Origin of the sequence: Lysinibacillus sp. LZ02, assembly GCF_050613145.1 — a bacterium.
Taxonomy (GTDB): Bacteria; Bacillota; Bacilli; order Bacillales_A; family Planococcaceae; genus Lysinibacillus_B.
Genome location: NZ_CP192507.1, coordinates 471,637 through 494,714, shown reverse-complemented (window position 1 = coordinate 494,714; position 23,078 = coordinate 471,637). Strand labels below are relative to the sequence as shown.

At 40.9% G+C, this 23,078-nt stretch carries 24 protein-coding genes; 12 read left to right on the top strand and 12 right to left on the bottom strand.

All coding sequences use genetic code 11. The features are described 5' to 3' along the window. Positions 1 to 33: 33 nt before the first annotated feature. From ACQQ2I_RS02320 to ACQQ2I_RS02310, 3 genes are all read left to right on the top strand, one after another. Positions 34 to 708 (top strand): response regulator transcription factor, encoded by a 675-nt coding sequence (locus ACQQ2I_RS02320; protein ID WP_431028952.1) that lies wholly within the window; start codon positions 34 to 36, stop codon positions 706 to 708. After that, positions 692 to 2,089 carry an ATP-binding protein gene (locus tag ACQQ2I_RS02315; protein WP_431028951.1) on the top strand — a complete coding sequence of 466 codons (1,398 nt, stop codon included), beginning with the start codon at positions 692 to 694 and terminating at the stop codon, positions 2,087 to 2,089. Before ACQQ2I_RS02320 ends, ACQQ2I_RS02315 begins: the two co-directional genes overlap by 17 nt. A 78-nt stretch (positions 2,090 to 2,167) precedes the next feature. Continuing rightward, positions 2,168 to 2,569 (top strand): hypothetical protein, encoded by a 402-nt coding sequence (locus ACQQ2I_RS02310; RefSeq protein WP_431028950.1) that lies wholly within the window; start codon positions 2,168 to 2,170, stop codon positions 2,567 to 2,569. Between the two features lie 73 nt (positions 2,570 to 2,642). Here the strand turns inward: ACQQ2I_RS02310 and ACQQ2I_RS02305 are convergent, their stop codons facing one another. From ACQQ2I_RS02305 to ACQQ2I_RS02280, 6 genes are all read right to left on the bottom strand, one after another. Beyond that, positions 2,643 to 3,041 carry a hypothetical protein gene (locus tag ACQQ2I_RS02305; RefSeq protein WP_431028949.1) on the bottom strand — a complete coding sequence of 133 codons (399 nt, stop codon included), beginning with the start codon at positions 3,039 to 3,041 and terminating at the stop codon, positions 2,643 to 2,645. 87 nt (positions 3,042 to 3,128) lie between these two features. After that, positions 3,129 to 3,257 (bottom strand): hypothetical protein, encoded by a 129-nt coding sequence (locus tag ACQQ2I_RS02300; RefSeq protein WP_431028948.1) that lies wholly within the window; start codon positions 3,255 to 3,257, stop codon positions 3,129 to 3,131. Positions 3,258 to 3,489: 232 nt separating this feature from the next. Then, positions 3,490 to 4,044 carry an NADPH-dependent FMN reductase gene (locus ACQQ2I_RS02295; protein ID WP_431028947.1) on the bottom strand — a complete coding sequence of 185 codons (555 nt, stop codon included), beginning with the start codon at positions 4,042 to 4,044 and terminating at the stop codon, positions 3,490 to 3,492. 101 nt (positions 4,045 to 4,145) lie between these two features. Then, positions 4,146 to 5,330: a MalY/PatB family protein gene (locus ACQQ2I_RS02290; protein ID WP_431028946.1), complete on the bottom strand. Its 1,185-nt coding sequence runs from the start codon at positions 5,328 to 5,330 to the stop codon at positions 4,146 to 4,148. Between the two features lie 16 nt (positions 5,331 to 5,346). Beyond that, on the bottom strand, positions 5,347 to 6,570 hold the full coding sequence (locus tag ACQQ2I_RS02285; RefSeq protein ID WP_431028945.1) for a Zn-dependent hydrolase: 1,224 nt from the start codon (positions 6,568 to 6,570) through the stop codon (positions 5,347 to 5,349). Beyond that, positions 6,570 to 7,259 (bottom strand): L-2-amino-thiazoline-4-carboxylic acid hydrolase, encoded by a 690-nt coding sequence (locus ACQQ2I_RS02280; protein ID WP_431028944.1) that lies wholly within the window; start codon positions 7,257 to 7,259, stop codon positions 6,570 to 6,572. Before ACQQ2I_RS02280 ends, ACQQ2I_RS02285 begins: the two co-directional genes overlap by 1 nt. Before the next feature lie 667 nt (positions 7,260 to 7,926). On the opposite strand from ACQQ2I_RS02280, the gene ACQQ2I_RS02275 reads away from it, so the two are divergent. The 5 genes from ACQQ2I_RS02275 to ACQQ2I_RS02255 all read left to right on the top strand — a co-directional run bounded on the left by ACQQ2I_RS02275 (position 7,927) and on the right by ACQQ2I_RS02255 (position 12,765). After that, positions 7,927 to 8,802 (top strand): LysR family transcriptional regulator, encoded by an 876-nt coding sequence (locus tag ACQQ2I_RS02275; protein WP_431028943.1) that lies wholly within the window; start codon positions 7,927 to 7,929, stop codon positions 8,800 to 8,802. Between the two features lie 102 nt (positions 8,803 to 8,904). Next, the gene (locus ACQQ2I_RS02270) at positions 8,905 to 9,846 is read left to right on the top strand and encodes an agmatinase family protein (protein WP_431028942.1); all 942 of its coding nucleotides are present in this window, start codon (positions 8,905 to 8,907) and stop codon (positions 9,844 to 9,846) included. After that, the gene (gene glsA / locus ACQQ2I_RS02265; RefSeq protein WP_431028941.1) at positions 9,843 to 10,796 is read left to right on the top strand and encodes a glutaminase A; all 954 of its coding nucleotides are present in this window, start codon (positions 9,843 to 9,845) and stop codon (positions 10,794 to 10,796) included. Before ACQQ2I_RS02270 ends, glsA begins: the two co-directional genes overlap by 4 nt. Before the next feature lie 16 nt (positions 10,797 to 10,812). Next, on the top strand, positions 10,813 to 11,466 hold the full coding sequence (locus ACQQ2I_RS02260; RefSeq protein ID WP_431028940.1) for a helix-turn-helix transcriptional regulator: 654 nt from the start codon (positions 10,813 to 10,815) through the stop codon (positions 11,464 to 11,466). 42 nt (positions 11,467 to 11,508) lie between these two features. Next, positions 11,509 to 12,765: an Nramp family divalent metal transporter gene (locus ACQQ2I_RS02255; protein ID WP_431028938.1), complete on the top strand. Its 1,257-nt coding sequence runs from the start codon at positions 11,509 to 11,511 to the stop codon at positions 12,763 to 12,765. Between the two features lie 143 nt (positions 12,766 to 12,908). Here the strand turns inward: ACQQ2I_RS02255 and ACQQ2I_RS02250 are convergent, their stop codons facing one another. Further along, positions 12,909 to 14,699 carry a cation:proton antiporter gene (locus tag ACQQ2I_RS02250; RefSeq protein ID WP_431028937.1) on the bottom strand — a complete coding sequence of 597 codons (1,791 nt, stop codon included), beginning with the start codon at positions 14,697 to 14,699 and terminating at the stop codon, positions 12,909 to 12,911. Positions 14,700 to 14,742: 43 nt separating this feature from the next. Continuing rightward, on the bottom strand, positions 14,743 to 15,549 hold the full coding sequence (locus ACQQ2I_RS02245) for an oxidoreductase (protein WP_431028936.1): 807 nt from the start codon (positions 15,547 to 15,549) through the stop codon (positions 14,743 to 14,745). 165 nt (positions 15,550 to 15,714) lie between these two features. On the opposite strand from ACQQ2I_RS02245, the gene ACQQ2I_RS02240 reads away from it, so the two are divergent. The 3 genes from ACQQ2I_RS02240 to ACQQ2I_RS02230 all read left to right on the top strand — a co-directional run bounded on the left by ACQQ2I_RS02240 (position 15,715) and on the right by ACQQ2I_RS02230 (position 18,696). Next, the gene (locus tag ACQQ2I_RS02240; RefSeq protein ID WP_431028935.1) at positions 15,715 to 16,746 is read left to right on the top strand and encodes a PseG/SpsG family protein; all 1,032 of its coding nucleotides are present in this window, start codon (positions 15,715 to 15,717) and stop codon (positions 16,744 to 16,746) included. 130 nt (positions 16,747 to 16,876) lie between these two features. Then, the gene (locus ACQQ2I_RS02235) at positions 16,877 to 17,062 is read left to right on the top strand and encodes an SE1832 family protein (protein ID WP_391368052.1); all 186 of its coding nucleotides are present in this window, start codon (positions 16,877 to 16,879) and stop codon (positions 17,060 to 17,062) included. A gap of 68 nt (positions 17,063 to 17,130) precedes the next feature. Next, positions 17,131 to 18,696: an ABC-F family ATP-binding cassette domain-containing protein gene (locus tag ACQQ2I_RS02230; RefSeq protein ID WP_431028934.1), complete on the top strand. Its 1,566-nt coding sequence runs from the start codon at positions 17,131 to 17,133 to the stop codon at positions 18,694 to 18,696. Between the two features lie 174 nt (positions 18,697 to 18,870). Here the strand turns inward: ACQQ2I_RS02230 and ACQQ2I_RS02225 are convergent, their stop codons facing one another. Continuing rightward, positions 18,871 to 19,158, bottom strand: coding sequence for a DNA primase (locus tag ACQQ2I_RS02225; protein WP_431028932.1), 288 nt, complete (start codon positions 19,156 to 19,158; stop codon positions 18,871 to 18,873). 171 nt (positions 19,159 to 19,329) lie between these two features. On the opposite strand from ACQQ2I_RS02225, the gene aspA reads away from it, so the two are divergent. After that, positions 19,330 to 20,721 carry an aspartate ammonia-lyase gene (aspA, locus tag ACQQ2I_RS02220; RefSeq protein ID WP_431028931.1) on the top strand — a complete coding sequence of 464 codons (1,392 nt, stop codon included), beginning with the start codon at positions 19,330 to 19,332 and terminating at the stop codon, positions 20,719 to 20,721. Positions 20,722 to 20,769: 48 nt separating this feature from the next. Here aspA and ACQQ2I_RS02215 read toward each other — a convergent pair whose 3' ends face one another. The 3 genes from ACQQ2I_RS02215 to ACQQ2I_RS02205 are packed head-to-tail and all read right to left on the bottom strand — an operon-like array spanning position 20,770 to position 22,995. Continuing rightward, positions 20,770 to 21,399, bottom strand: coding sequence for a response regulator (locus ACQQ2I_RS02215; protein WP_431028930.1), 630 nt, complete (start codon positions 21,397 to 21,399; stop codon positions 20,770 to 20,772). Beyond that, positions 21,392 to 22,417: a sensor histidine kinase gene (locus ACQQ2I_RS02210; protein ID WP_431028929.1), complete on the bottom strand. Its 1,026-nt coding sequence runs from the start codon at positions 22,415 to 22,417 to the stop codon at positions 21,392 to 21,394. Before ACQQ2I_RS02210 ends, ACQQ2I_RS02215 begins: the two co-directional genes overlap by 8 nt. Continuing rightward, the gene (locus ACQQ2I_RS02205; RefSeq protein ID WP_431028928.1) at positions 22,405 to 22,995 is read right to left on the bottom strand and encodes a LiaF domain-containing protein; all 591 of its coding nucleotides are present in this window, start codon (positions 22,993 to 22,995) and stop codon (positions 22,405 to 22,407) included. The genes ACQQ2I_RS02210 and ACQQ2I_RS02205 overlap by 13 nt, the downstream gene beginning before the upstream one ends. Positions 22,996 to 23,078 lie beyond the last annotated feature (83 nt).

Genomic DNA, 23,078 nt, shown 5'->3' with positions numbered 1-23,078 from the left:
AACAATTGAGTTGGCAAAAAGGATGTGGATGATTTGAGGAAAATTTTATTAGTCGATGATGATGTCTCCATACTAAAATTACTCGCTACGCACTTTCAGCAATGGCATTACGATACAACTATCGCGAAAAATGGACAAGAAGCGTTAGACATCATGGATGAAACGGTCGATATTGCGGTTGTTGATGTGATGATGCCACTCGTAGATGGCTTGGCGTTAACCAAAATACTAAAAGAAGATTGGGAAATACCGGTCTTACTCTTAACGGCACGTGCACAGCTGGATGATAAACGGGCTGGATTTACAGCAGGGGCGGATGACTATATCGTCAAACCATTCGAGCCTGAGGAGCTGCTATTCCGAGTTCAAGCAATTTTACGTCGATACGACAAGCTGACACAAAATAAAATAGAATGCGGGGATTTAGTGTTAAATCGTGACCAATATGAAGTGACAAAAGGGTCCATATCCATCGTGCTACCGAATAAGGAATTTGAGTTATTAGCTATTTTATGTGGACGCAACCGTGTGTTTGAGCGCCCTTATTTAATGGAGCAGGTGTGGGGTGATTTCGTAAGTGATGACACGCTCAATACGCATATTAAAAGACTACGTGATAAGCTCGCTCGTCTAAAAAGTACGGTAGCCATCAAAACGGTACGTAACGTTGGCTATCAAATTGAGGTCGAACATGAAAACACTCTATAGCAAATTTACTCTTTTTACAATTGTCATTATGATCATGAGCTCGGTCATCGGCTTTTTAATGACCAATGCGCTGTATCATCAAGTCATTAAAGGACAAAATGACGCCAAGTACGTCGAACTCGTGACACATATTGTCGATTATATTGAACATGAATCACCCGATTCACTTGAAACCTACATGCAGCACCTCGGACAAATTGGCTATCAAATTTATTTAGTCGATACCGATCTGCACGGGACCTTTTATGGTGGACAATATCGCCTACGCGAACTCCCTCCAGCTGTCATTGAACGCGTCTTGGACGGTGAAACGTATCACGGCATTAAAGAATACCCGAGACAATTATTTATTACCGGCTTTTTTGCGAATGACTTAAAAAACACAGTCGGTCTACCCTTCCAATATGAAGGAAACACATATGCCATGTTCGTACGATTGGATATTCCACTATTATTTAACGAAGTGCATTTTATTGTCGGGGCCATCATCACCATCGTTCCACTCCTCAGTATTTTGGCGATGATTTTCGCTGCGTGGTATTTAATTAAGCCGATTCAACGACTGACTCGTGCAACGCAACAAGTGGCAACCGAAAACTTTGACGCTTATGTAGAGCTAACTCGTCAAGATGAAATCGGTGAACTGGCGCGAAATTTCAATGATATGACGGAAGAATTAAAAAAACAACGGGAAATTAGGAAAGACTTTATCCGCAATGTCTCACATGATTTTCAAACTCCCCTACAAAATATCGCTGGATATGCCTCGCTCATTCAAAAACATGAGGAGGGCGATAAGCAAATAGTGGAATACGGACAAATTATCGAGGCAGAAAGCGAACGACTTTCACGTTTAACGAAACAGCTTCTCCTTTGGCAAAGTGCGACGAAGCTTGTCGAGCAAAAAGAGCGCCTCCTACTGGATGAAGTCGTGAAACAGGTCGTACAGGAGCGTCAGTGGTCGCTACAAAAAAAGCAAATCACCGTTTGGTTGGAGCTTGCACCTATGCCGATGATGGGCAGTACGCCATTTTTAACGCATGCAATCGAAAATGTATTGGATAATGCGATCAAATATAGCGATGCCGGGAGCGAAATTACGATGACTGGTACATGTCAAAACGAGAAAATCACACTCTACATACAAGATGAGGGAGACGGGATTGACGCCACGCAATTGCCGCATATTTTCGAGCCATTTTTCCGAGGTGAACAATCCCGTACAACACCAGGGACAGGGCTCGGTTTAGTCATCGTCAAGCAAGTGGTGGAACTGCACAATGGCACAGTTGAGGTGAAAAGTGAGAAAGAAAAAGGAACTACCTTTATTTTAACGTTCGATCTGCATGATGCTTCGGTTTCACATGCGACTGGAATGTGAGGGACAAAAAGTTCAGATACAGTTTAGATAGCGGATTTATACTCTCTATATCGTAAAAAATATGGAGGGGTTTTTTATATGGAGAAAAAATGGAGTATTCGTCTAATCCGTTTAGCCGCTATTTTTGGGCTCATCGGGGCTGTGATCGGTTCTGATATGTCAGGGTCTGGCAATTACCAATTACGTGCTATTCATGCTCATATTCTTGTCGTTGGTTGGCTTTCGATCTTTGCTTGGGGACTATTTTACCGCGTGTTTGAAGTACGTTCGAAGAAATTGGTCAGTGTACACGGCTGGACTGCCGTACTTGGCTCAATTGGCTTAACAATTGGTATGTTATTTTACTATGTTAACCCATTTAACTTGAGTGAAGTCTTTACGCTCATCTTCTTTATCGCAGGGGGTACTACATTATTAATTAGCTTTGCGGTATTTATTTGGGTTACGTTTGCGCTAAAGTCAGAAGGGGTTACAAAATAACGACCTGTTCCTATAGAGAATCCTATAAGGCTTCATTCCTTATAGGATTCTTTTTTAGCAGCATTTAACTCAATTATTTTTCAGGTAAGATATCATTGAAAATTTGTCCGTCCTCGCCCATTTCAATGATTTTTAGGCGCTGTGTGTGTTTGATCAATATCGTTTTATATTGCAGTTCGCCCGCTTTATCGCGAATGAGAAGTATGCGTTTTTCTTCGTTATCTGTTAACGTTTCAACGTTGTAATCCTTCGTGCCGATTTGTTCCATAACCACGTGATATTCAGGCAATGAAGCCCATTGTTCATCATTTGTATCATTGGATACGTTTGACACGTTTTGAGCTGGCTGTTCTTCACTGATTTGTAGCGTCTGTGTATTTTCCTCCGCCACCTCGTTGTTTTTTTCATCTGTATCCTGACAAGCGGTTAATAGTAGCCCCGTAGCAACTAATGCCACAACCATTTTCTTCATTTATACGTTCATCTCCTAGCTTCTGTTGAATATTCCCCCTCCTATTTAACGAAATTCATACGCAGCATTCAATTAAAACGTCTCTTTTTACTCGCTCTGCTCATGAATCCCACGGTCCTCACGAGCTGTCTCTCTCTTTTCATCACATGCACCAAGCACCGTCACAACAATACTTAAAGCAGCTAAAACTTCTAAAACTCGAATGAACACTTTCATCGTTACCACTCCCATTCCCTAAAATATAACGAAAATAAAAAAAGAGACCCTTTACCGTTTTCACGATAAAAAGCCTCTAGTTGTCTAGTGAGCTACTGTTATTATTTAATCCCTACTAAGTTTATATACATAATATATAAAGTTTTTTTCTTCGTCAATACTTTTCAAAAAGAATCTTCATCAAATGAGAAAAACCCACCGAATATGATGATTTCGGTGGGGTATCGAGTACTTATTTTGCGTCAACAGGTTCTTTTGTGAGTGCTTTGCTCATTTCGCAGTATTGTACGAACACGCGTGCTAATTCACGTAAACGTGCATGTACGTCTTCGTCAATGATGCGATTGTCTGCATCGAAATGATCGGCATGTGTGTACACATAGTTTGGCGTTACTAAGCAACGGAAGTAATCAAGAATTGGCTTCAGCTGGTTTTCTAATACTAAATGGTGCTGGTATGTGCCACCATTTCCAACGATTGCAGCTGGCTTGTAGCGTAGTGCTTTCGGTGGAATCATATCGAATGCATTTTTTAGCACGCCTGGAATGGATGCTTGGAAAATAGGTGAAGCAAATACGTAACCATCTGCTTCTTCAAATTTTTGAATCATCATTTTCATATCATCATTTAGCGGGCTACCATCTAAAATCTGATGCTTTAACTCGCTAAAAGAAAGAATTTCTAATTGTAAATCCGCATTATATTCTGCGATATATTGTTTAACTTGTTGCAATAAAGCACCTGTTTTCTTGCCGAAAATTGTGCCGTCAACGAGTAAAATTTTCATTGTTATCGTTCCTCCGTTGTGAAATACGAGAGTTCATATCCTCGTATAGTATTGTAACAGAATGCTACGCAACAGAGTATAAACTTTGCTCAATTTCAGTCTTAAGGCGTATTTTGGTCCAGCGTTGTGAATGTTTCGAGTAGTCTTTCCACTGCCTCTTTTATAGTCGACATCGGGTATGCAACATTTAACCGAATAAACCCGTCCCCTGCTACACCATATTTCGTGCCTGGATCTAACACTAAGCCGCCCACTTCTACTAAGCTGTTCATCATTTGTTGTTCAGAAATATTTAGCGCACGATAATCGATCCATAGTAAATAGGTGGCATCTGGTTTATATACCTTTACTTTCGGAATTACCTTTAATTCTCGGATCACATAATCCATATTCGCCGAAATATATTGAAGCATTTCCTCTACCCAATAAGCACATTCATTATAGGCAGTTTGCATCGTGACGGCTGCGAAACAGTTTAAGTCCCCATATCCACTCGCTTCATATTGTCTATTCAGTTGCTGTCGTTTTTCCGGATCCACCACAATCATATACGCAATTTGTAGCCCTGCTAAATTGAATGTTTTCGTAGGCGCCATGCACGTAATAATATTCGTTTGTTCTTCCTCCGTTGCCACCTTCGCAATCGGCGTATGCTGTGCATCACCAAGCATAACATCCGCATGAATTTCATCGGATAAAATTAACACATGATGCTCATAACATAGCGCTGAAATTTGCTTTAGCTCCGCTTCTGTCCAAACTTTCCCTACCGGATTATGCGGATTACAAAAAATAAATAACTTCACATCGTCTTGTTTTAATAGCTGTTCAAGCAGTGCAAAGTCCATTGAATAGTTCCCGTTTTGTTCTATTAATGGACAATGTACCACGTTTCTTTGATTGAACTCCGGCAGTTGTTGAAATGGTGGATACACGGGTGGTGCAATTAATACGCTGTCTCCTTTTTGCGTGAATGCCTGAATCACATCCGCAATAGCAGGAATGACCCCTTTCCGGAACAAAATGGTTTGTTCATCAATCAACCATCCATGTCTTTTGAGCACCCACTTCACAATGGCATCTTTTGTACTTTCAGGCATATACGTATAACCGAATACCCCCCGCTCGATTTCATTCAATAGCGCCTGTTTGATTTCTCGGGCGACTTTAAAATCCATATCGGCAATCCACATCGGTAATAATGCTTTGTCTGGATTGCTCGCTTTCTCTGTTACATCCCACTTTACGGAGTTACAATTCAGTCTATTTACTGTCATGTCAAACATATTATAATCCTCCACTTTATAATGCTAAAATTGTTTCCAATAACACTTGTGCACCGGCTTCAATGTCTTCTGGCGAAGAATATTCTAATGGATTGTGGCTCACACCGTCTTTGCTGCGAACAAAAATCATGCCGATTGGACAATGATGTGCGAATTGCATCGCATCGTGTCCTGCCCCACTACTTAAATAAAACGTATCGTAACCGCACTTCTCGATAGCATGATGAATGCTTTTCATAATAGCCGCATCGGTCGTTACGGGCTTAACACGTTGTAATTCTTTCACGGAGGAATATAAATGGCGTTTTGTTGCAATCGTACAAATGGCTTTTTTGATTTCATGCTCTGCCAGATCTCGACTTTCTTGTATCACATGTCTGAGATCACAGGTGAATGTGACTTGACCTGGAATGACATTAACGCCTGCATTTTCGATAGTGATTTTCCCGACTGTTGCCACTGTTCCGTCAATTTCATTTGCAATTCGCTCAACTTCCACCATCATTTCAGCAGCGCCCGCTAAAGCATCTTGTCGCAGTTGCATCGGCGTGGCTCCGGCATGCTCAGCTAATCCATGAATCGTTACTTCCAACCAAAGTGGACCCGCAATCCCTGTCACAACACCGACCGGGATATTTTCCGTTTCTAATACACGCCCTTGTTCAATATGCAGCTCCAGATACGCATAAATCGGGTCGATTTTAGCCAAGTGAATGTTAGCAGGCTGTAAATGTTGATTTTCCATTGCTTGAGCGACCGTTATGCCTTGTGCATCAACGGCTTTTAACATAGGTGCCGTCAATGTGCCAGCGATTGCACGACTGCCAAGCATCCCCACGCCAAAGCGGACCCCCTCTTCATCTTTAAACGCGATGACTTGAATCGGTCTTGCAGGTGTGATGTCGTGCTCATGTAAAGTGTGTATGACTTCGATGGCCGTTAATACACCTAAAGCACCGTCGTATTTCCCACCATTTGGCACGGTATCAATATGCGAACCCATAATAATAGGGGCTTCATGGCTTGTAGAGGGATCTTTACAATACGTACCAATGATATTGCCGATTGGATCAATGGACGTTTCCATCCCCGCTTGCTGCATTAACATTTGTACAAATTGATTGGCTTCGTGTTCGGCATCTGTAAAGGATAATCGGCTAACCCCACCGTCTGGCATTTGCCCGATTATCCCCAACTGTTCAATATGATGTAATAATCGATTTAGTTGAATCAAGCTCATCACTCTTTCATTTTAAAGTTAAAATGGCATACGCCTTCTTTTAAAACATACCGATCGTGCTCCACTTCAAACTTTTCGTTATAGCCACCCGCAATTGCTGGATCAATCATCTGACAATATAAAATGCCGTACTCATGCATATTATCATCCGCCCACTGTTGCCCTAGTGGACAGTGGAAAAACGTTTGCTCGATGTTATCGGACGTGAAATACGATTCATATTGAAATAAATCACTTCGTCCCATATCGTAATGCTTTAAGTAATTATCAACATCGTTGTCGAACCCATTCGCACGGGCACGTTGGGCAATCCCTTGTCCGCGGCTCTCACCAAATTTACGCACTGCTTCAGAAATGACTTGTTTTCCTTCATCCGCATGTATATCCACTACAACCTTTGCAATTTGCGCAAACATTTTGGCGAATCTCGCAAAATCCGTTAAATGGGCATATTGCTCTGCCCCTTCTATATGTTTAGGTAAATAATAGAAGAAATTATGATTTTCACCTTCAGCCGTTGCTTTTTTGGCCATTGCTTCCGCATCTTTTAAGCCAAATCTTGTTAAGCCCTCAACTAAATATTTTTTCCCCTCTTCCCCGTATTTCCCGGTAATTTCTTTGTCTAAACACGTAAACATTTTAGCGCTAATCATATCCATCGATAAATTTTTCATTGCCAACTCTGTCATGTTTTTGTAACTCCTTTGAAATTTTATTTTTAACTTATAACGAGCAAATTTTTGAACATATATCACCATTTTTGTAACCGTAGCTTTCCGCTGCGGCACTCGCTTTCCACGGGCGAGATCAAGCCTCCTCGTCGCTCATTCTTCACTCCTGCGGGGTCTTGATTGTCTCGCTTTTCCCGTAGGAGTCTCGTGCCTCCGCTACAAGCAACTATTGTTGAATACAATAATCAGTTGCTAAAAATAAAGAAAGATTCTCATTCATTACGGTAGAGGCTGGGCAATTATACTTGCAACTAGAAAGAAATTGATTTCTTTTAAAGAAGAGAAATATTTTTCTAGCACATTGAGAAGTATTCACTTTTGCCGTAGCGCGCCATCGCCACAGGAGCCAAGATTTTCTTTGCGACGAAAGCGTAGCGTCAGGAGCAGGAACAGGAGATCCAAACAGGCCACGCCTGTTTTAGCTCCTGTGTAGGCTGTGGCAAAGCGCGGAGGCTATGATGCCACTTTCATTTAGTATCTTTCACTATTTACCTGATATTTTTAGGATGCATTTTTGCTCATTACGAGTTTTTAACTTACCGCCATTATAAAAAACGAGAAATCATTACACAAATGAATAATGAACATATAGAATATGAGTAAAATTCATAAGTAGGTGGAGATTATGGCGACAATTGTGCAATACGAAATTTTTAAAGTGTTAGTGGAAACAAAAAGTTTTTCTAAAACAGCGATTAAATTAAACATGACACAGTCTGCAGTGAGTCACGCGATCAAGTCTTTAGAAAAAGAATGGGGACTGTTATTGTTCCATCGAAATACTAATTATGTAAAGCTGACTTCAGACGGCCAACAACTCTTACACTCGATTTTGCAAATCTTGCATTGGCAGGAACAGTTAACGAATGAGTTAAGTACGATCAAAAATGTAATGGGGGGCACGATTAAAATTGGCGTCTTGCCAAGTATTGAAATGAATTGGTTACCGCCCATTTTAAAATATTTCCATGAACACTACCCTGACGTCGCATTACAAGTTTATCAAAGTAATTATGATCAATTAGAAGATTGGGTGTTAGACGAGACGATTGATTTAGCTTTTAGTATTCAACCGAGTAAAAGCAATTTTGATTTTAAAAAAATTCAAGATGATGAACTGCTATGTATTTTACCTACGTCCCATCCATTAGGAAATCAACCGTCGATTCGACTCACTCAATTAAAAAATGAACAATGGGTACTGCCTAAAAAATCCATTGATCGCAATGTCAATTCTTTAATTTATTCAAATCATTTACACCCAACAATTATGTATGAATCTGATTTAGACCATGCCCTTTTAGCCATGGTGGAGCAAGGTGTAGGCATTACCATTATGCCTAAATTATTACTTTACAATATCCCGTTATCCATTTCTTGCATTCCTTTCGAAGAAAAATATATGCGAACGTTAGGGATTGTCACAAAGAAAAACATTGCTTTAAATACAAGGCTCAGCGAGTTTATCGCCATCGTCGAACAATTAATTACTGTTGATTAATTTTATTTTTTTTAAAAAAGTATTTGACTTTTTTTAAAAATAAAATTATCTTTTAAATTAATTCCAAACTTTTTAACAATTCAAAACAGGGGGTACATTGGAATGGACAACTTATACGGCAACACACCTTGCTTTTTAAATGCAACAAATTTACTTAAAGCAGAAAATACAGCGGAAGTAGACGCAATCGTTTACGGTGTTCCTTGGGAAGGTGCAGTAACTTGGGGAGATTATACGGGCTGTGAGTTAGGACCGAAAGTAATGCGCTTATGTTCAGGTCGCTATAGCGGCTATTTACCTGAATTAAATCACGTAGATGTATTTGAGAGTATTAAATTAGGAGACATTGGTGACATCGATGTCGTACCAGCAGATGTAGATGAAACAATGCACCGAATTGAAAAGTTTACAGAAGCACTGTGGAAAAAAGAAAAATTCCTTATTGGATTAGGTGGCGATCATGGGATTACGTTCCCGATCATCAAAGGATTAGTCAATACAGGGAAAAAAGTGGGGATTATCCACTTAGATACACACTATGATAATTTACCTTCACATAACGGAGATAAATATGCACGTTGTAGTCCATTCATGCGTCTATACGAATTAGACGGTGTACGTAATGAAAGCATCATTCATACAGGGATTCACGGCCCACGTAACTTCCCTCAAAGCGGGAAAAACGCAGTCGCTGCTGGCGCTGTAACAATCACAATGAATGATATTCGTAAACACGGCGATTTGGAAGCGTTCGCAAAAGAGATTTATGCACAAGCAAGTAAAGATGTAGATTGCGTGTACTTAAGTATTTGTAGTGACGTATTAGACTACGCATTCAATCCAGGTGGTCCAGTAGACGGAAACGGCTTAACATCTTATGAACTATTAACGTTAGTGAACGAATTTGGGAAACAAGGGATCATCGGTATGGACTTTGTAGAAGTTTATCCACAACAAGACCCTAGCAACCGTTCTGCACACTTAGCATCAACGATCGTACTGTATGCATTAGCTGGTCATATCGACTATAAAAAAGGGCTATGATCAAAGGTCTTGAACAGTTTCTTATCCAATTAACGAATGAGTATAAAGGTCAATCCATTGGAAAGTGCGCGAATTATATTCCCGCGCTTTCCAAACAAAACCCAGAGATTATGGCAATCTCGCTGTGTTTCCCACAGGGTCATGCATTAAATATTGGCGAAACGAATTATGCATTCACTGTGCAAAGTATTAGTAAAGTATTTTCATTTATTGCTGCTTGTACAGCCATTGGTATTGAGGGTGTACTGTCCAAAGTAGATGTCGAGCCAACGGGCGATAGCTTTAATTCATTGCTACGTTTTGAATTATCCGATGCAAAAAAACCATTTAACCCTTGGATTAACGCAGGTGCGATCACGGTTGTCTCATTGTTGCCGGGAAATACCGCAGAGGACAAAGTGAATTTTGTCTTAGATTTTTTAACTTCTGTTATCGGGAAACGGCTAAAGATCAATCAAGACGTATTTGTATCCGAGTGGGAAACAGCGGATCGCAACAAAGCGATGGTGCACTTTTTAAAAGAAAAGCAAATCCTTTCAGGGGACGTCGATGAAATTTTGAAAGCGTATACGAAACTTTGTTCAATGGAGTTAACTGTCGGGGATTTAGCGAAATTTGGTTGCCTCCTCTCAACGGACGGCTACGACCTTGAAAAACGTGCGCAAGTATTTCCGATTGAAGTAGCGCGATTGACGAAAATTTTAATGTACACATCAGGCATGTATAACGGTTCTGGCAAGTTTGCCACAACGATTGGGATTCCAGCAAAAAGTGGCGTCTCCGGAGGCATTTTAGGGATTATCCCGGCTTCTCCGAAAAGTCATCCGTTATTTGTTGATGGATTAGGATTGGGAATTTTTAGCCCACCACTTGACGAAAATGGGAATAGCGTTAAAAGTATGATTGTGATGGAAAAATTATTTCAGCACTATCCTGTAACTATTTTCTAAACTGGGGGTCAATATTTTGGATAAGAAACAAACAAATCGAAAAATTTTAGAAAACTATTTTCAAATGGCCGACATGATTGTTCATACTTTCGGGCCACAATGTGAGGTCGTTATTCATGATTTAGCAGATGTTCAATCATCCTTAATTTATATTAATGGCACTGTCACAAACCGCTCGCTCGGGGCACCTGTAACAGATGTTGTTTTAAAGGAATTAAGAAAATCTGGTAATGACATTCAAGATATGCTGGGTTACACGATTAAAACGAAAAGTAACCAGCATATTAAAACGTCCACGATGTTTATCCGAAATGAAGACAATGATGTAATCGGTTACATTGGTATCAATTATGATATGACAGCATTTAAATATATTCAAAATGTATTAGACGATTTTATTGGGGCTAAGCCTGGACTAGCAAATGACGAAATGAATGAGTCCTACGCAAATAACGTAGAAGAAATCTTTGAACAAATTATTCAAAGTTCTTTGTTAGAGGTACATGTACCTGTTGAAAAAATGTCAAGACAAGATAAAATTCGCTTCGTGCAAATTTTAGACGATAAAGGGATTTTCCTCATTCACGGCGCGGTCGATAAAGTAAGTGATATTTTACATGTTTCAAAGCAAACAATCTACAATTATTTAGATGTGATAAAGAATAGTTAATCAATTTAGGGGATGTTTTTAAAAGAGACAAGGGGGCTATTTATGACTGTGAACATGGAACAGACAAAAGAACAAACAAAGAAGAAAAGTCTTGCTGATAAATTGAAAGTAATTGGTCCGGGAGCGATTATTACCGCTTCCTTTATTGGACCCGGAACGGTGACAACAGCGACTAAAGCTGGTGCATCTTACGGTTATGCGATTTTATGGACAGTGGTATTTTCGATTATTGCAACGATTGTCTTACAAGAAATGTCAGCACGTCTTGGGATTATTTCACGCAAAACATTAGGTGATGCTGTACGAGAGCAATTTGATAACAAAATCTTACGATTCGGTTCCGTCTGGCTTGTATTAATGGCGATTTCGGTAGGTTGTGCTGCCTATATTGCCGGTGACTTAATTGGGACCTCGTTAGGGATTCATACATTAACAAACATTCCAACGAATGTGTTAGGTCCGATGTTTGGGGTTGTTATTTTACTATTAGGTTTATCTGGTAGCTATAAATTAATCGAAAAAGTCATGATCGGTTTAGTTATCGTCATGAGTGCTACCTTCTTTACAACAGCGATTGTTGCGAAACCAGACTTAGGTGCAGTATTTAGCGGTGCATTTATCCCAAGTGTACCATCTGGCTCTATCCTTACAGTGATTGCGTTAATCGGGACAACTATCGTTCCTTATAACTTGTTTTTACATTCTTCTTCCGTTCAAGAAAGATGGAATAAGCCAGAGCATTTAAAGGAATCGAGATGGGATATTATTATTTCGATTGGGATTGGTGGCTTAATTACAGCGGCGATTTTAATTACAGCTGGTACGTTAATTCATGGTGTAGAAGTATCAAGTGCAGCAGAAATGTCATTACAATTAGAGCCCCTTTTAGGTGATTGGGCAAAAGTATTTATTAGTATTGGTTTATTTGCGGCTGGTTTTTCTTCCGCTCTTGCTTCCCCATTAGGTGCTGCGGTTACGGTAAGTAATGTACTAGGTTGGAAAGACGGCATGAAGGACAAGCGCTTCAAAATCGTATTTACAATCATTATTGTCATCGGGATTTTATTCTCTGCGTTAAAGATAAATCCTATGTCTGTTCTATTATTTGCCCAAGCATTGAATGGTATCTTATTACCTGTTATTACGATTATGTTATTACTCATTATGAATAACAAAAAGTTCCTTGGTGAACATAAAAATGGTCCACTTGCTAATATTTTAGGTGTAATTGTCACAATAATCTGTACATTCCTAGGGCTGTATAGCTTAATGGATGTATTCAGTTCGATTTTTGGTTAATTGTACATGTAAGCATTTACGCGGGCCACATGTTCCGCAAATGCAAAACTAGAATCCCGCTAACAGCTATTTAGTCAGCTGTTAGCGGGATTTTTATACTGTGGTTAATTAGCTATATCCATTCAATTCATACAATTTCAGTGTTACGGCGTATTTGGTGGTGACAGACTGACGACGACCATGCCTGGTTCAATGACGGTACGTACTTTGCCATTGACGAAGAAATGTAAGTCTTTTCCTGGTCCGATCGTAAAGAGCGGAATGACTTGATGTTCATTATCTTCGCGATACATTTTGTATGTGTATTGCTCTGAAATCGTTGTTTTACGAATCACATAGCCGCCCCGCACTAAATCATTCAATTTGTGGATGTCTAATCCTTCTGTGAGCAGTGTTTTCCCGCCGAGCGATTTCGAATAATTGGTCGGGTCACCTGAGTGAATGGCGGTCTGATACAATGCTTCTCGTCCCCATTCAGGTACAAAGTTGATGCAAATGAGTGCATTGTAAGCATCTTCTTCTGTAGCTGCAATGAGTCGGTCATACGGTCCCAAATCTACGTAAAACTCTGTCTGTTCACTTAACACATCGCCTACTTCAGTAGTAAGTCCTGCTTGACGGGCTTCATATAAATTTTGCCACGATCGATCCATAACTAACACTGGCTTATTAAAGGAAGCGAGTGCCTCCCCTAGTAGTGCTGTAAATGGGCTCCCTCCAACAATGACAACCCCTGATTCGGTCGTTGCTTGTAAATGTAATTTACGGGCGAGCCACGTAATCGAAAAACCGTGCGCTAATACGGTAGCAAAAACAAGTGCGAGCGTTAAGGCTGTTAACAGTTGGGCACTTTGAAATCCGGCATTTTGTAAAGCATTTGCAAAGTAACCGGACACGGTTAACGCTACAATCCCGCGTGGTGCAATCCACCCGATCAGTGTCCTTTCTTCTTTTGTGAGCCCTACGTTGATCGTCGCAATCCACATCGATAACGGTCTCACGATAAACATCATCGCTAACACAAATAACAACATACGCCAATTTAAAATGGCCAATAACGTATCCATTGTCAGTGACGCTGTTAACATAATAAACACGCTCGAAATCAATAGCACCGAAATATTTTCTTTAAAATGCAATAAATCATGATGACTCGTTAAGTGCATATTCGCCATCACCAGTCCCATCGCTGTAACGGCTAATAAACCCGTTTCGTGCATGATTAAATCGGAAAGCGCGAAGGACATGAGGACAGATGCAAGCACAATTGGCGATTTTAAGTATTCTGGAATGAAGCCCCGCTCTAATAAGATACCAAGTATGAAGCCAAACGCTGCCCCAATAACAGCGGCGGCAACAGAGGATAAGAAAAACGCCAGAATCGTTGTACCACCTTCTAAATGATTCGTCGTAAGTACAACTTGAAAGGCAAATAACGCAAGTAATGCCCCAAACGGATCGACGACAATCCCTTCCCACTTTAAAATGGCGGCCGGTCGTTCTTTTAATTTTGCTTGCCGTAAAAGAGGCAGAATGACAGTCGGGCCTGTTACGATAAATAAACCCCCGATGACAAATGCCACGGCCCATGAAAGCCCGGCTACATAGTGAGCCGCAAGAGAGCCCGCAATCCACGCGATCAACGCACCGACTGTGGAAACACGTAAAATTGCCTTGCGAAACCCTCTTATTTCTCGGAAATCGAGACTCAAGCTACCTTCAAATAAAATAATCGCCACAGCAAGGGAGATAAATGGATTAAACACATCGCCGAATGTTTCAGACGGATTAAATAACCCCGTAAACGGGCCAATGATTAAGCCCATCAGTGACATCGCAACAATGGCAGGTATGCGGAAACGCCATGCAACCCATTGTGCTAACATACCGAGAAAAATAATACAGGTGAGTTCAAATAAAATAAAATGAGGCATAGCCATTCCTCCGTTTTCTAGACGGTCTTTTACTATCTGTAGATTATTTTTGTTCTTTTTTTACTTCTAATTCCTTTAATTTATCACGGTCAAATACGACTTCTTCATCTAGAGGGACCTCGTCATTTTTTCGTTTGTCCCAATTAAATATACTTTCTCGGGACATGTCCTCTTTCGCCTCTGTAGCTGGCATATGCATCGCCATAAGCTCATCGGATGAATAAATCGAGACTTTCTGTTTTTGGCCGTGTAGTGCAATGACTTTCATGGCAAGAGCGACTTGACTCGCTTCAATGGAACGCGCTTTTTTCAGCGGGCCAATGAGGAGTGGATTGAGCGTTCGAAGTGCGACTTCCCCTACTTTTTCCCCTAGTCGAAATTCTTGGCGATTGCCGACAAGCAGCGATGGGCGCACGATGGAGAGCTGTGGCAAATCCATGTCAATCAACTCTTTTTCGAGCTTCCCTTTTACCCGGTTGTAATACGCCATCGATTTTTCATTGGCCCCCATGGCTGAAATGACGATGAAATGCTGGATACCACGCTTTTTCGCCATCGCTGCAATATGTAGCGGATACTCAATATCCACCTTTTCAAATTGTTCTCTCGTCCCTGCTTTTTTAATCGTTGTCCCGAGACAGCAAAATACGTCATCAGCAAACTCCAAATCAGATTCAACTAACTCATCAAAATTCACCATTCGTTCTACTAATTTTTTATGTGTATAGTTCAGTTGTCTTCTTGTAAGCACTGTGACCGAAATATATTCCTTACTTTCACAAAGCAGCTGCACAAGCTTTGATCCGACTAGTCCCGTTGCACCAACGACAATTGCTGAACGCATGCCCATATAAAAAACCACCTTTCTATTTAAAACTCTTCTAAAAATGGAAATGGCTTTAGAAAAACACCTTTACTCATAGTTTGATATGCTTTTTGTTTCATTTTCACACATACTTACCAATTTTTCACCATATTTTAAAAAGAACATGCAAGAGAAAGGATGCGATGAAACATGCCAAATCAAAAAAGAAAAATTGCTTTTATCGTAGAACAATGCCCTTTTAAAGGCTTATATCCATTTAAACGAGCAATGATTTTAAGTAAGTTATTAGATGAAGAATCAGTATTTATGTTTATTAAAACAAACAATCCGATTATATTAAAACAATTTGAAGATTCAGGTATTACACCTGTTTTATTTGAAAAGTACGAGGAGCTTGTCAAGGCACTCCGTAATTTAGAGTTAGATTTAATCATCCAAGATGGTAGAGATTCATTAATTGAACAAATCGAATTGCTACGACCGTTGTGTAAAACAATGGTTCACTTCGATGATTTCGGGAGTGGCAATGTATTAGTGGACTGCAATGTATTGGCGCTATTTGAGGAGCTAGGCTCAGGTGAACTATTACCACCTAATACATTAGCAGGTAGCTATGCATTTGCAGTAGAGGAACAATTGCAAGAAATTGCAGCCGAGCGCAATACGATGATTGAAAATGATCCCCCCCATATTGTTATTGCCTTTGAGGACGGGGATGAAAACAATCTCACATACCGTACATTGCGCCATTTAACCCAGCTGCATATTCCACTTAAAATTTCGGTGGCAATCGATGATGAATATAAGCATTCCGTCAGTGATTTACAAATGATGCTGCTGAGCCGCCGCAACGGGAAAATTGTGCAAAAGAGTGATGCTTTATACGAGCTACTTCATAGTGCCGATATTGTCGTATGTAACAATAACTATACACCGTATAAAGTGGCCGCCGTCAGCATTCCATGTATTACGCTGGCGCAGCAAGAACGTGAAATTGGACATTCCTTTGCACGCGAATTGAACGGTTTTATCCATTTAGGTTTAGGGCGTAAAATTAAACAATCGTCCATTCAAAATGCCGTGATGGAGCTACTTCTTCATGAGCATCGCCGAGACCGCGCCATTCGCAAGCAGCGCTCATTAGATATATTAGGAAACAATGAAATTTTGCAAGCGCTATTACTAGACTTTGCATACGGGCGCCATTTAGCACAGTTGTAAGCGTGTTTTTTACTTGCTTAATATCGAATGTATTTTTAGATGTACTTGCCTGAATCTCCCTCATTCTCAAACTTCCCTTTCATGTGCTACAATAAGGCGTAGCGATTGTTTGTAAAGGGGCGTATTTTTTATGCTTACGAAAGCACAAGTTCAACAGGAAATTACAGAGTTAAAAATGGACTATATCAACCTACAAGGCGATATGGAAAAGCTTGAATCATTAGGGCACGAAGGTTCAGTGAAACAAGCTTTAGAGCGCCTTGAGAAAATGGAAGCACGACTAGCAGAATTAAACAAACAGCTGGCTGCTTTCTAATCTGCTCGCGGTATTTTCCACCGCGAGTTTTTATATGAAAATAACGAAGCAATAGTTGGAGGATAGGTATGGCAATTTTAACAGTTGAAAATTTAGGACATTCATTTGGCGACCGTACACTTTTTAAAGATGTTTCATTCCGTCTTGTAGAAGGCGACCACATCGGTTTAGTTGGCGCAAACGGTGTCGGGAAATCGACATTAATGGGTATCATTACAGGGCAACAAATTCACGATACAGGAAAAGTGGAATGGCTACCTGGTACACATTACGGCTACCTGGATCAGCACACGGTATTAACAGCAGGTCGCACAATGCGCGATGTGTTACGTGATGCGTTCTTGCCGCTTTATAAAAAGGAAGAAGAACTAAATGAAATTTCGATGCAAATGGCGGACCCAGATGCAGATTATGAAACACTTTTAGAAAAAATGGCGGAAATTCAAGATGCACTAGATGCAGGTGATTTCTATTCATTAGATATGAAAATTGAAGAGGTAGCGCGTGGTTTAGGGCTAGATGCAATCGGCCTTGAGCGTGACGTAGCAGCCCTTTCAGGTGGACAACGTACGAAAGTATTGCTTGCAAAGCTTTTACTTGAAAAGCCAAAAGTATTATTACTAGACGAGCCGACGAACTATTTAGATGAAGAGCACGTTTCATGGTTAAGAAACTATTTGAAAAATTACCCACATGCTTTCCTACTCATTTCGCATGATACGGAATTTATGAATGAAGTGGTCGATGTGATTTTCCACTTAGAGTTCTCGAAAATGACACGTTACACAGCGACATACGAGAAGTTTTTAGAGCTAGCTGAAATCAATAAACGTCAGCATATTGATGCGTATGAAAAGCAGCAGGAATTTATTAAAAAGCAAGAGGACTTCATCGCGAAAAATAAGGCACGTTACTCGACGACAGGTCGTGCGAAATCACGTGCGAAGCAGCTTGATCGCTTAGAGCGTATCGACCGCCCGGAAACAGCTGTCAAACCAGAGTTCGGCTTTAAAGAAACTCGTGCTTCAAGCCGTTATGTCGTGGAAGCGGAAGATTTATTAATTGGCTATGACAAGGACAAGCCGTTACTGCCACCGCTGACATTCGAAATCGAGCGCGGCGAAAAAATTGCCTTAGTCGGCATGAACGGTGTCGGGAAATCGACATTACTCAAAACGATGCTTGGCAAAATCAACCCACTTGGTGGAAAAGTAATACGCGGGGATTATTTACATCCGTCTTACTTCGAACAGGAAGTAAAAGCCGATAAAATTACGCCAATTGATGATGTGTGGAATGCGTTCCCGTCGATGGAACAAGCGCAAGTTCGTGCTGCTTTAGCGCGCGCTGGCTTAAAATCAGAGCATATCCAACGCCCACTGAATTCCCTATCTGGTGGTGAGCAAGCGAAAGTTCGTTTATGTAAGCTGATGATGCACGAAACAAACTGGCTTGTATTTGACGAACCGACAAACCACTTAGATATCGATGCCAAAAATGAACTAAAACGTGCGATGCAGGCATTCAAAGGTACGATTGTCCTCGTATCCCACGAGCCTGATTTCTACGAAGGCTTAGCGACAAAAGTATGGGACGTCCAAGACTGGTTCACATCAGGGAAAACGGATTTATAAGTTTGAGGTAACTATGCCAGCTGATTGCTGGCATAGTTTTTTTGTGCCGCTTATATTTTGGGATTTAATAGACAACTTGGGATTGATAATAGACAACTCCTGAACGATTATAGACAATCCACTCTAGTTAATAGACAACTTTGGGCCAATAATAGACAACCCCAACCTTCTTCATCAAACAAATAATTTTTCTTTCGCTAACGAAATGGCTTTTTTGCTTACTTCTAATCGGTCGCCGTCTGCATTCAGTCGCATCACACCATGTTCTTCATCTAATATGGACTGCATCGCGGCATTCGGTTTTACACCGACCATTACTTGCTTGCGTGTAGATTTTACTTCTTCCTCTGTTAATAGCGGCTTCGTTCCAATCTTCGGAAATTCTGCTCGAGGCTGAGATTGCGTTCTTCGCGGCGCTTGACCGTTTAAATTTGTGCCGCCTGTACCGACTGATCGAATCATTTTTTGTTCCTCCCGATATAAAAATCATCTTTCTTATGTACACGTATTATATCGACAACACAACATAATAGGAAACCCTCTGCATGCAAATCGTCGGAATACATTTTCTATTTAACTTTTTCAAATACTTCCTATACAATGGCAATATAATCTTCTAAGGAGCGAATTACAATGACGCCACGTATCGAAAAAGACTTTTTAGGTACAATGGAAATTTCAAAAAATGTTTACTACGGAATTCAAACAATGCGCGCAAAGGAGAACTTCCCGATTACTGGACAAGTAGTGGATCCGGAGCTAATTCGTGCATTCGCGATCGTGAAAAAATCGGCAGCCCAAGCGAACCTTGCAACAAACCATTTAGATGCTGTGATTGCCAATGCCATCATTCAAGCAGCAGATGAAATTATGGAAGGACAGTGGCACGATCAATTTATTGTTGACCCAATTCAAGGTGGAGCGGGTACTTCATTAAATATGAATGCAAATGAAGTCATCGCCAATCGTGCGCTTGAAATTCTTGGTCACGAAAAAGGCAATTATGCCATCATTAGTCCAAACTCCCATGTAAACATGGCACAGTCTACAAATGATGCATTCCCAACAGCGATTCATGTATCAACGGTAACGGTGTTAATTGAGCTATTAAACGTAATGGAAACAATGGTTGAAGCATTCGAAGCGAAAGCGAAGGAATTTGACCATATTATTAAAATGGGGCGTACGCATTTACAAGATGCTGTGCCAATCCGACTCGGACAAGAATTCCTTGCTTATGCGAAAGTGCTACGCCGTGATATTAAACGCATTAAGCAAACAAAAGAAGATTTATATGAAATTAACCTTGGAGCAACAGCAATCGGTACTTGCTTGAATGCTGATGCTGCTTATATTAAATCGGCAGTTGAGTACGTGCAAGAAAACACTGGACTTCCATTCAAGCAATGTGAAGATCATGTGGATGGCACACAAAATACAGACATTTACACAGAAGTTTCAGGTGCATTAAAAATCTGTATGCTCAATATGTCGAAAATCTGTAATGACCTTCGTCTTATGGCATCTGGTCCAAAAACAGGTTTTGCTGAAATTTTACTACCGGAACGCCAACCAGGTTCATCGATTATGCCTGGGAAAGTAAACCCGGTTATGTTAGAAGTCATCAACCAAATTGGCTTCCAAGTTGTTGGGAACGATACAACGATTTCCATGGCGTCTGAAGCAGGCCAATTCGAGCTAAACGTAATGGAGCCTGTTCTTGTATTCAACTTATTACAATCGGTTCGCATTATGACAAATGGCTTTACTGCCTTTACGGAATACTGCTTAAAAGGTATCCGTGCGAACGAAGAAGTACTACGTAATAACGTGGAGCGCAGTATCGGTGTTATTACAGCGATTGCACCACATGTTGGCTACGAAATCGCTTCGAAGCTTGCACGTGAAGCGTTAGAAACAAACGAATCCGTACGCTCGCTATGCTTAAAATACGGTTACTTCACAGCAGAAGAAATCGATGTGATCCTAGATCCATTCCGTATGACAACATTACAAAAAGATTAAATAAAAAAGCATTCGGCCAGCCAGTTCTGACGGTCGAATGCTTTTTGTTTAGACAAGTCCCTGTTGAAAAGCATAGACGACTGCCTGTGTACGGTCTTGTACGTCAAGCTTGGATAAAATATTACTCACATGTGTTTTCACCGTTTTGATCCCTATAAATAGTTCATCGGCAATGTGTTGATTTGTTTTCCCTTGAGCAAGCAGGAGCAATACTTCCATTTCGCGCTCTGTTAACTCATCATGTAGTGCGGTCGTATTCGCGCCGCGCAAACGTTGCATCATTTTCGCCGTCACTTCTGGCTCTAATACCGATTCTCCGTTGACGGTACGACGAATTGCATCGGCAATTTGCTTCGCATTCGATGTTTTCAGTAAATAACTGACCGCGCCTGCTTCCAGCGCTGGATACACTTTGTCATCATCTAAAAAGCTCGTTACCATCATAATTTTCGCTTCGGGCCACTGCTTTAAAATGTCCGTTGCCGCTTCTACCCCGGTCTTATTCGGCATCACATTATCAAGGAGCACAATATCCGGGCGTAGCGTGAGCGCCTTTTCGACCGCTTCGACACCATCTGCCGCTTCCCCGACTACTTCCATATCCGTCTGTGCAGAAAGATAGGCGACGACGCCAATGCGCACCATTTCATGATCATCTGCCACGACAATCTTAATCATCTGCTGAAACCCCCTTCGCAATTTGAACTTCAATCTTTGTCCCTTGCCCCACAACCGATGTCACCGTACATACCCCACCGATTTCCGTTGCACGTTCGACGATATTTTTCAGTCCGTATGAGCCAAGCTTTTCATCTTGCATGTCAAAGCCTACCCCGTTATCTTGAATACGCAAAATGTACATTTTTTCTCTTTCCATTAAGAGCAACTCGACATCTGTTGCTTTTGCGTGTCGCAGTGTATTCGATAATGCCTCTTGCGCAATACGGAATAAATGGTCCTCCTGCGCTTTCGTTAACGGCACATCGGCTAACTCATAATGTAGTTGCATATTCGCCTTTTGTTGCAATTCTTCGATTAACTCTCGTAATCCTTGGGCTAACGTCTTATTTTGTAAAGCAATCGGACGTAAATGTAAGAGGAGTGCCCGCATTTCGAGCTGCGCTTGCTGGACAATTTTTTCGATCTGCACTAAAATCGCGGCGTCTTCATTATTTTCAGTGACGCTTGATAACAGCATTGATGCAGCAAATAATTGCTGGGAGACAGAATCATGTAATTCCCTTGCTAGCCGTTGTCGTTCTTCGACTAAACGCTGCCGGACAATCGTTTCATCCGCTTCTACTTTTTCATTTGTAATGCGGTGTAACGTCTTGCGCTGTTGATCGATGAGCTCCGCTACTTCAGTTAATGACTTACGTGTCGCGCGCGGTGATAATGTCGGCTCCTTGTACCGTTCAATATCGAGTAATCGCTTGATTTGTCTACTCGTTTGAAAATCCTTCGATACAATAATAAACGTCATCCACAGCGAAATGAGAAAACTCGCGAGCACAATACCGAGTACAATCATTACGATATACGGCATCCCGTTCGTATAAAGTGACTCTTCTATGAGTGGTCGCCAATTTTTTTCACTCGGCTGACCGTATAACAAGAAAAGTGCTCCATACACAAAAACACTTAACAAAATCATGAGCAATAGTGTACGAAAGCAAAAGCCAATTATTTTTGCCATATTTCCACCTCGCCCAGTCCATTTGATACGTGAATCATACATGTTCGTCTTGCCCCTTGATCGAGCAACACTTGTTTTTTGGCGTCCGTCACGTGCCCATTAATGAGCACTTTTCCGAACCCTTGATTGACTACAATGGTACAAGCCACATCATACGGAACGAAAATCGTTGTTTTGCCAATGCCTTGAAAAATCGAAATGAACGTCGGCTCTAACGGCAAAATCGTGTTCGTTGCATCGATGGTGATGTTACCAAACAGACGGGTCACCGCTTGCTGTTGCCAAGCATACGGCTTTTCTGGCGTCATATACGGACCCGCAACATACAACTCTTTTCGGTGCCTTGTATAAAGCCAATAAATCACCGCTACCGGAATGAGCCACCTCACCGTCACCATCGACAATAGCGCCAATAGGAAAAAGATCAGCGCGGCGACAGCGTACATTTTTTCCCCTTTACGCACACTTAATCGATAAAGAGCAAAGGCAAACAATAAGAACCATACCCCACCGTTATGAAAAAGAAATAGTTCAATAAAAATAATGAGTCCAATAATAATCAGTATTGTATTTTTCATTTGTTGCCCACCTCCTTATTGATTTTACATCGAAAAGTGTAGACAAAGTCGATGTTCGACTTTGTCTACACTTATTTTTAGGT

Coding starts and splice junctions, on each gene's coding strand:
- ACQQ2I_RS02305 (WP_431028949.1), bottom strand. CDS start 3,041: ATGAAGAAAATGGTTGTGGCATTAGTTGCTACGGGGCTACTATTAACC.
- ACQQ2I_RS02285 (WP_431028945.1), bottom strand. CDS start 6,570: ATGAGCTTGATTCAACTAAATCGATTATTACATCATATTGAACAGTTG.
- ACQQ2I_RS02270 (WP_431028942.1), top strand. CDS start 8,905: ATGGACAACTTATACGGCAACACACCTTGCTTTTTAAATGCAACAAAT.
- aspA (WP_431028931.1), top strand. CDS start 19,330: ATGACGCCACGTATCGAAAAAGACTTTTTAGGTACAATGGAAATTTCA.
- ACQQ2I_RS02210 (WP_431028929.1), bottom strand. CDS start 22,417: ATGGCAAAAATAATTGGCTTTTGCTTTCGTACACTATTGCTCATGATT.
- ACQQ2I_RS02310 (WP_431028950.1), top strand. CDS start 2,168: ATGGAGAAAAAATGGAGTATTCGTCTAATCCGTTTAGCCGCTATTTTT.
- ACQQ2I_RS02300 (WP_431028948.1), bottom strand. CDS start 3,257: ATGAAAGTGTTCATTCGAGTTTTAGAAGTTTTAGCTGCTTTAAGTATT.
- ACQQ2I_RS02295 (WP_431028947.1), bottom strand. CDS start 4,044: ATGAAAATTTTACTCGTTGACGGCACAATTTTCGGCAAGAAAACAGGT.
- ACQQ2I_RS02240 (WP_431028935.1), top strand. CDS start 15,715: ATGCCAAATCAAAAAAGAAAAATTGCTTTTATCGTAGAACAATGCCCT.
- ACQQ2I_RS02230 (WP_431028934.1), top strand. CDS start 17,131: ATGGCAATTTTAACAGTTGAAAATTTAGGACATTCATTTGGCGACCGT.
- ACQQ2I_RS02290 (WP_431028946.1), bottom strand. CDS start 5,330: ATGTTTGACATGACAGTAAATAGACTGAATTGTAACTCCGTAAAGTGG.
- ACQQ2I_RS02255 (WP_431028938.1), top strand. CDS start 11,509: ATGACTGTGAACATGGAACAGACAAAAGAACAAACAAAGAAGAAAAGT.
- ACQQ2I_RS02275 (WP_431028943.1), top strand. CDS start 7,927: ATGGCGACAATTGTGCAATACGAAATTTTTAAAGTGTTAGTGGAAACA.
- ACQQ2I_RS02235 (WP_391368052.1), top strand. CDS start 16,877: ATGCTTACGAAAGCACAAGTTCAACAGGAAATTACAGAGTTAAAAATG.
- ACQQ2I_RS02205 (WP_431028928.1), bottom strand. CDS start 22,995: ATGAAAAATACAATACTGATTATTATTGGACTCATTATTTTTATTGAA.
- ACQQ2I_RS02315 (WP_431028951.1), top strand. CDS start 692: ATGAAAACACTCTATAGCAAATTTACTCTTTTTACAATTGTCATTATG.
- glsA (WP_431028941.1), top strand. CDS start 9,843: ATGATCAAAGGTCTTGAACAGTTTCTTATCCAATTAACGAATGAGTAT.
- ACQQ2I_RS02280 (WP_431028944.1), bottom strand. CDS start 7,259: ATGACAGAGTTGGCAATGAAAAATTTATCGATGGATATGATTAGCGCT.
- ACQQ2I_RS02245 (WP_431028936.1), bottom strand. CDS start 15,549: ATGGGCATGCGTTCAGCAATTGTCGTTGGTGCAACGGGACTAGTCGGA.
- ACQQ2I_RS02250 (WP_431028937.1), bottom strand. CDS start 14,699: ATGCCTCATTTTATTTTATTTGAACTCACCTGTATTATTTTTCTCGGT.
- ACQQ2I_RS02215 (WP_431028930.1), bottom strand. CDS start 21,399: ATGATTAAGATTGTCGTGGCAGATGATCATGAAATGGTGCGCATTGGC.
- ACQQ2I_RS02225 (WP_431028932.1), bottom strand. CDS start 19,158: ATGATTCGATCAGTCGGTACAGGCGGCACAAATTTAAACGGTCAAGCG.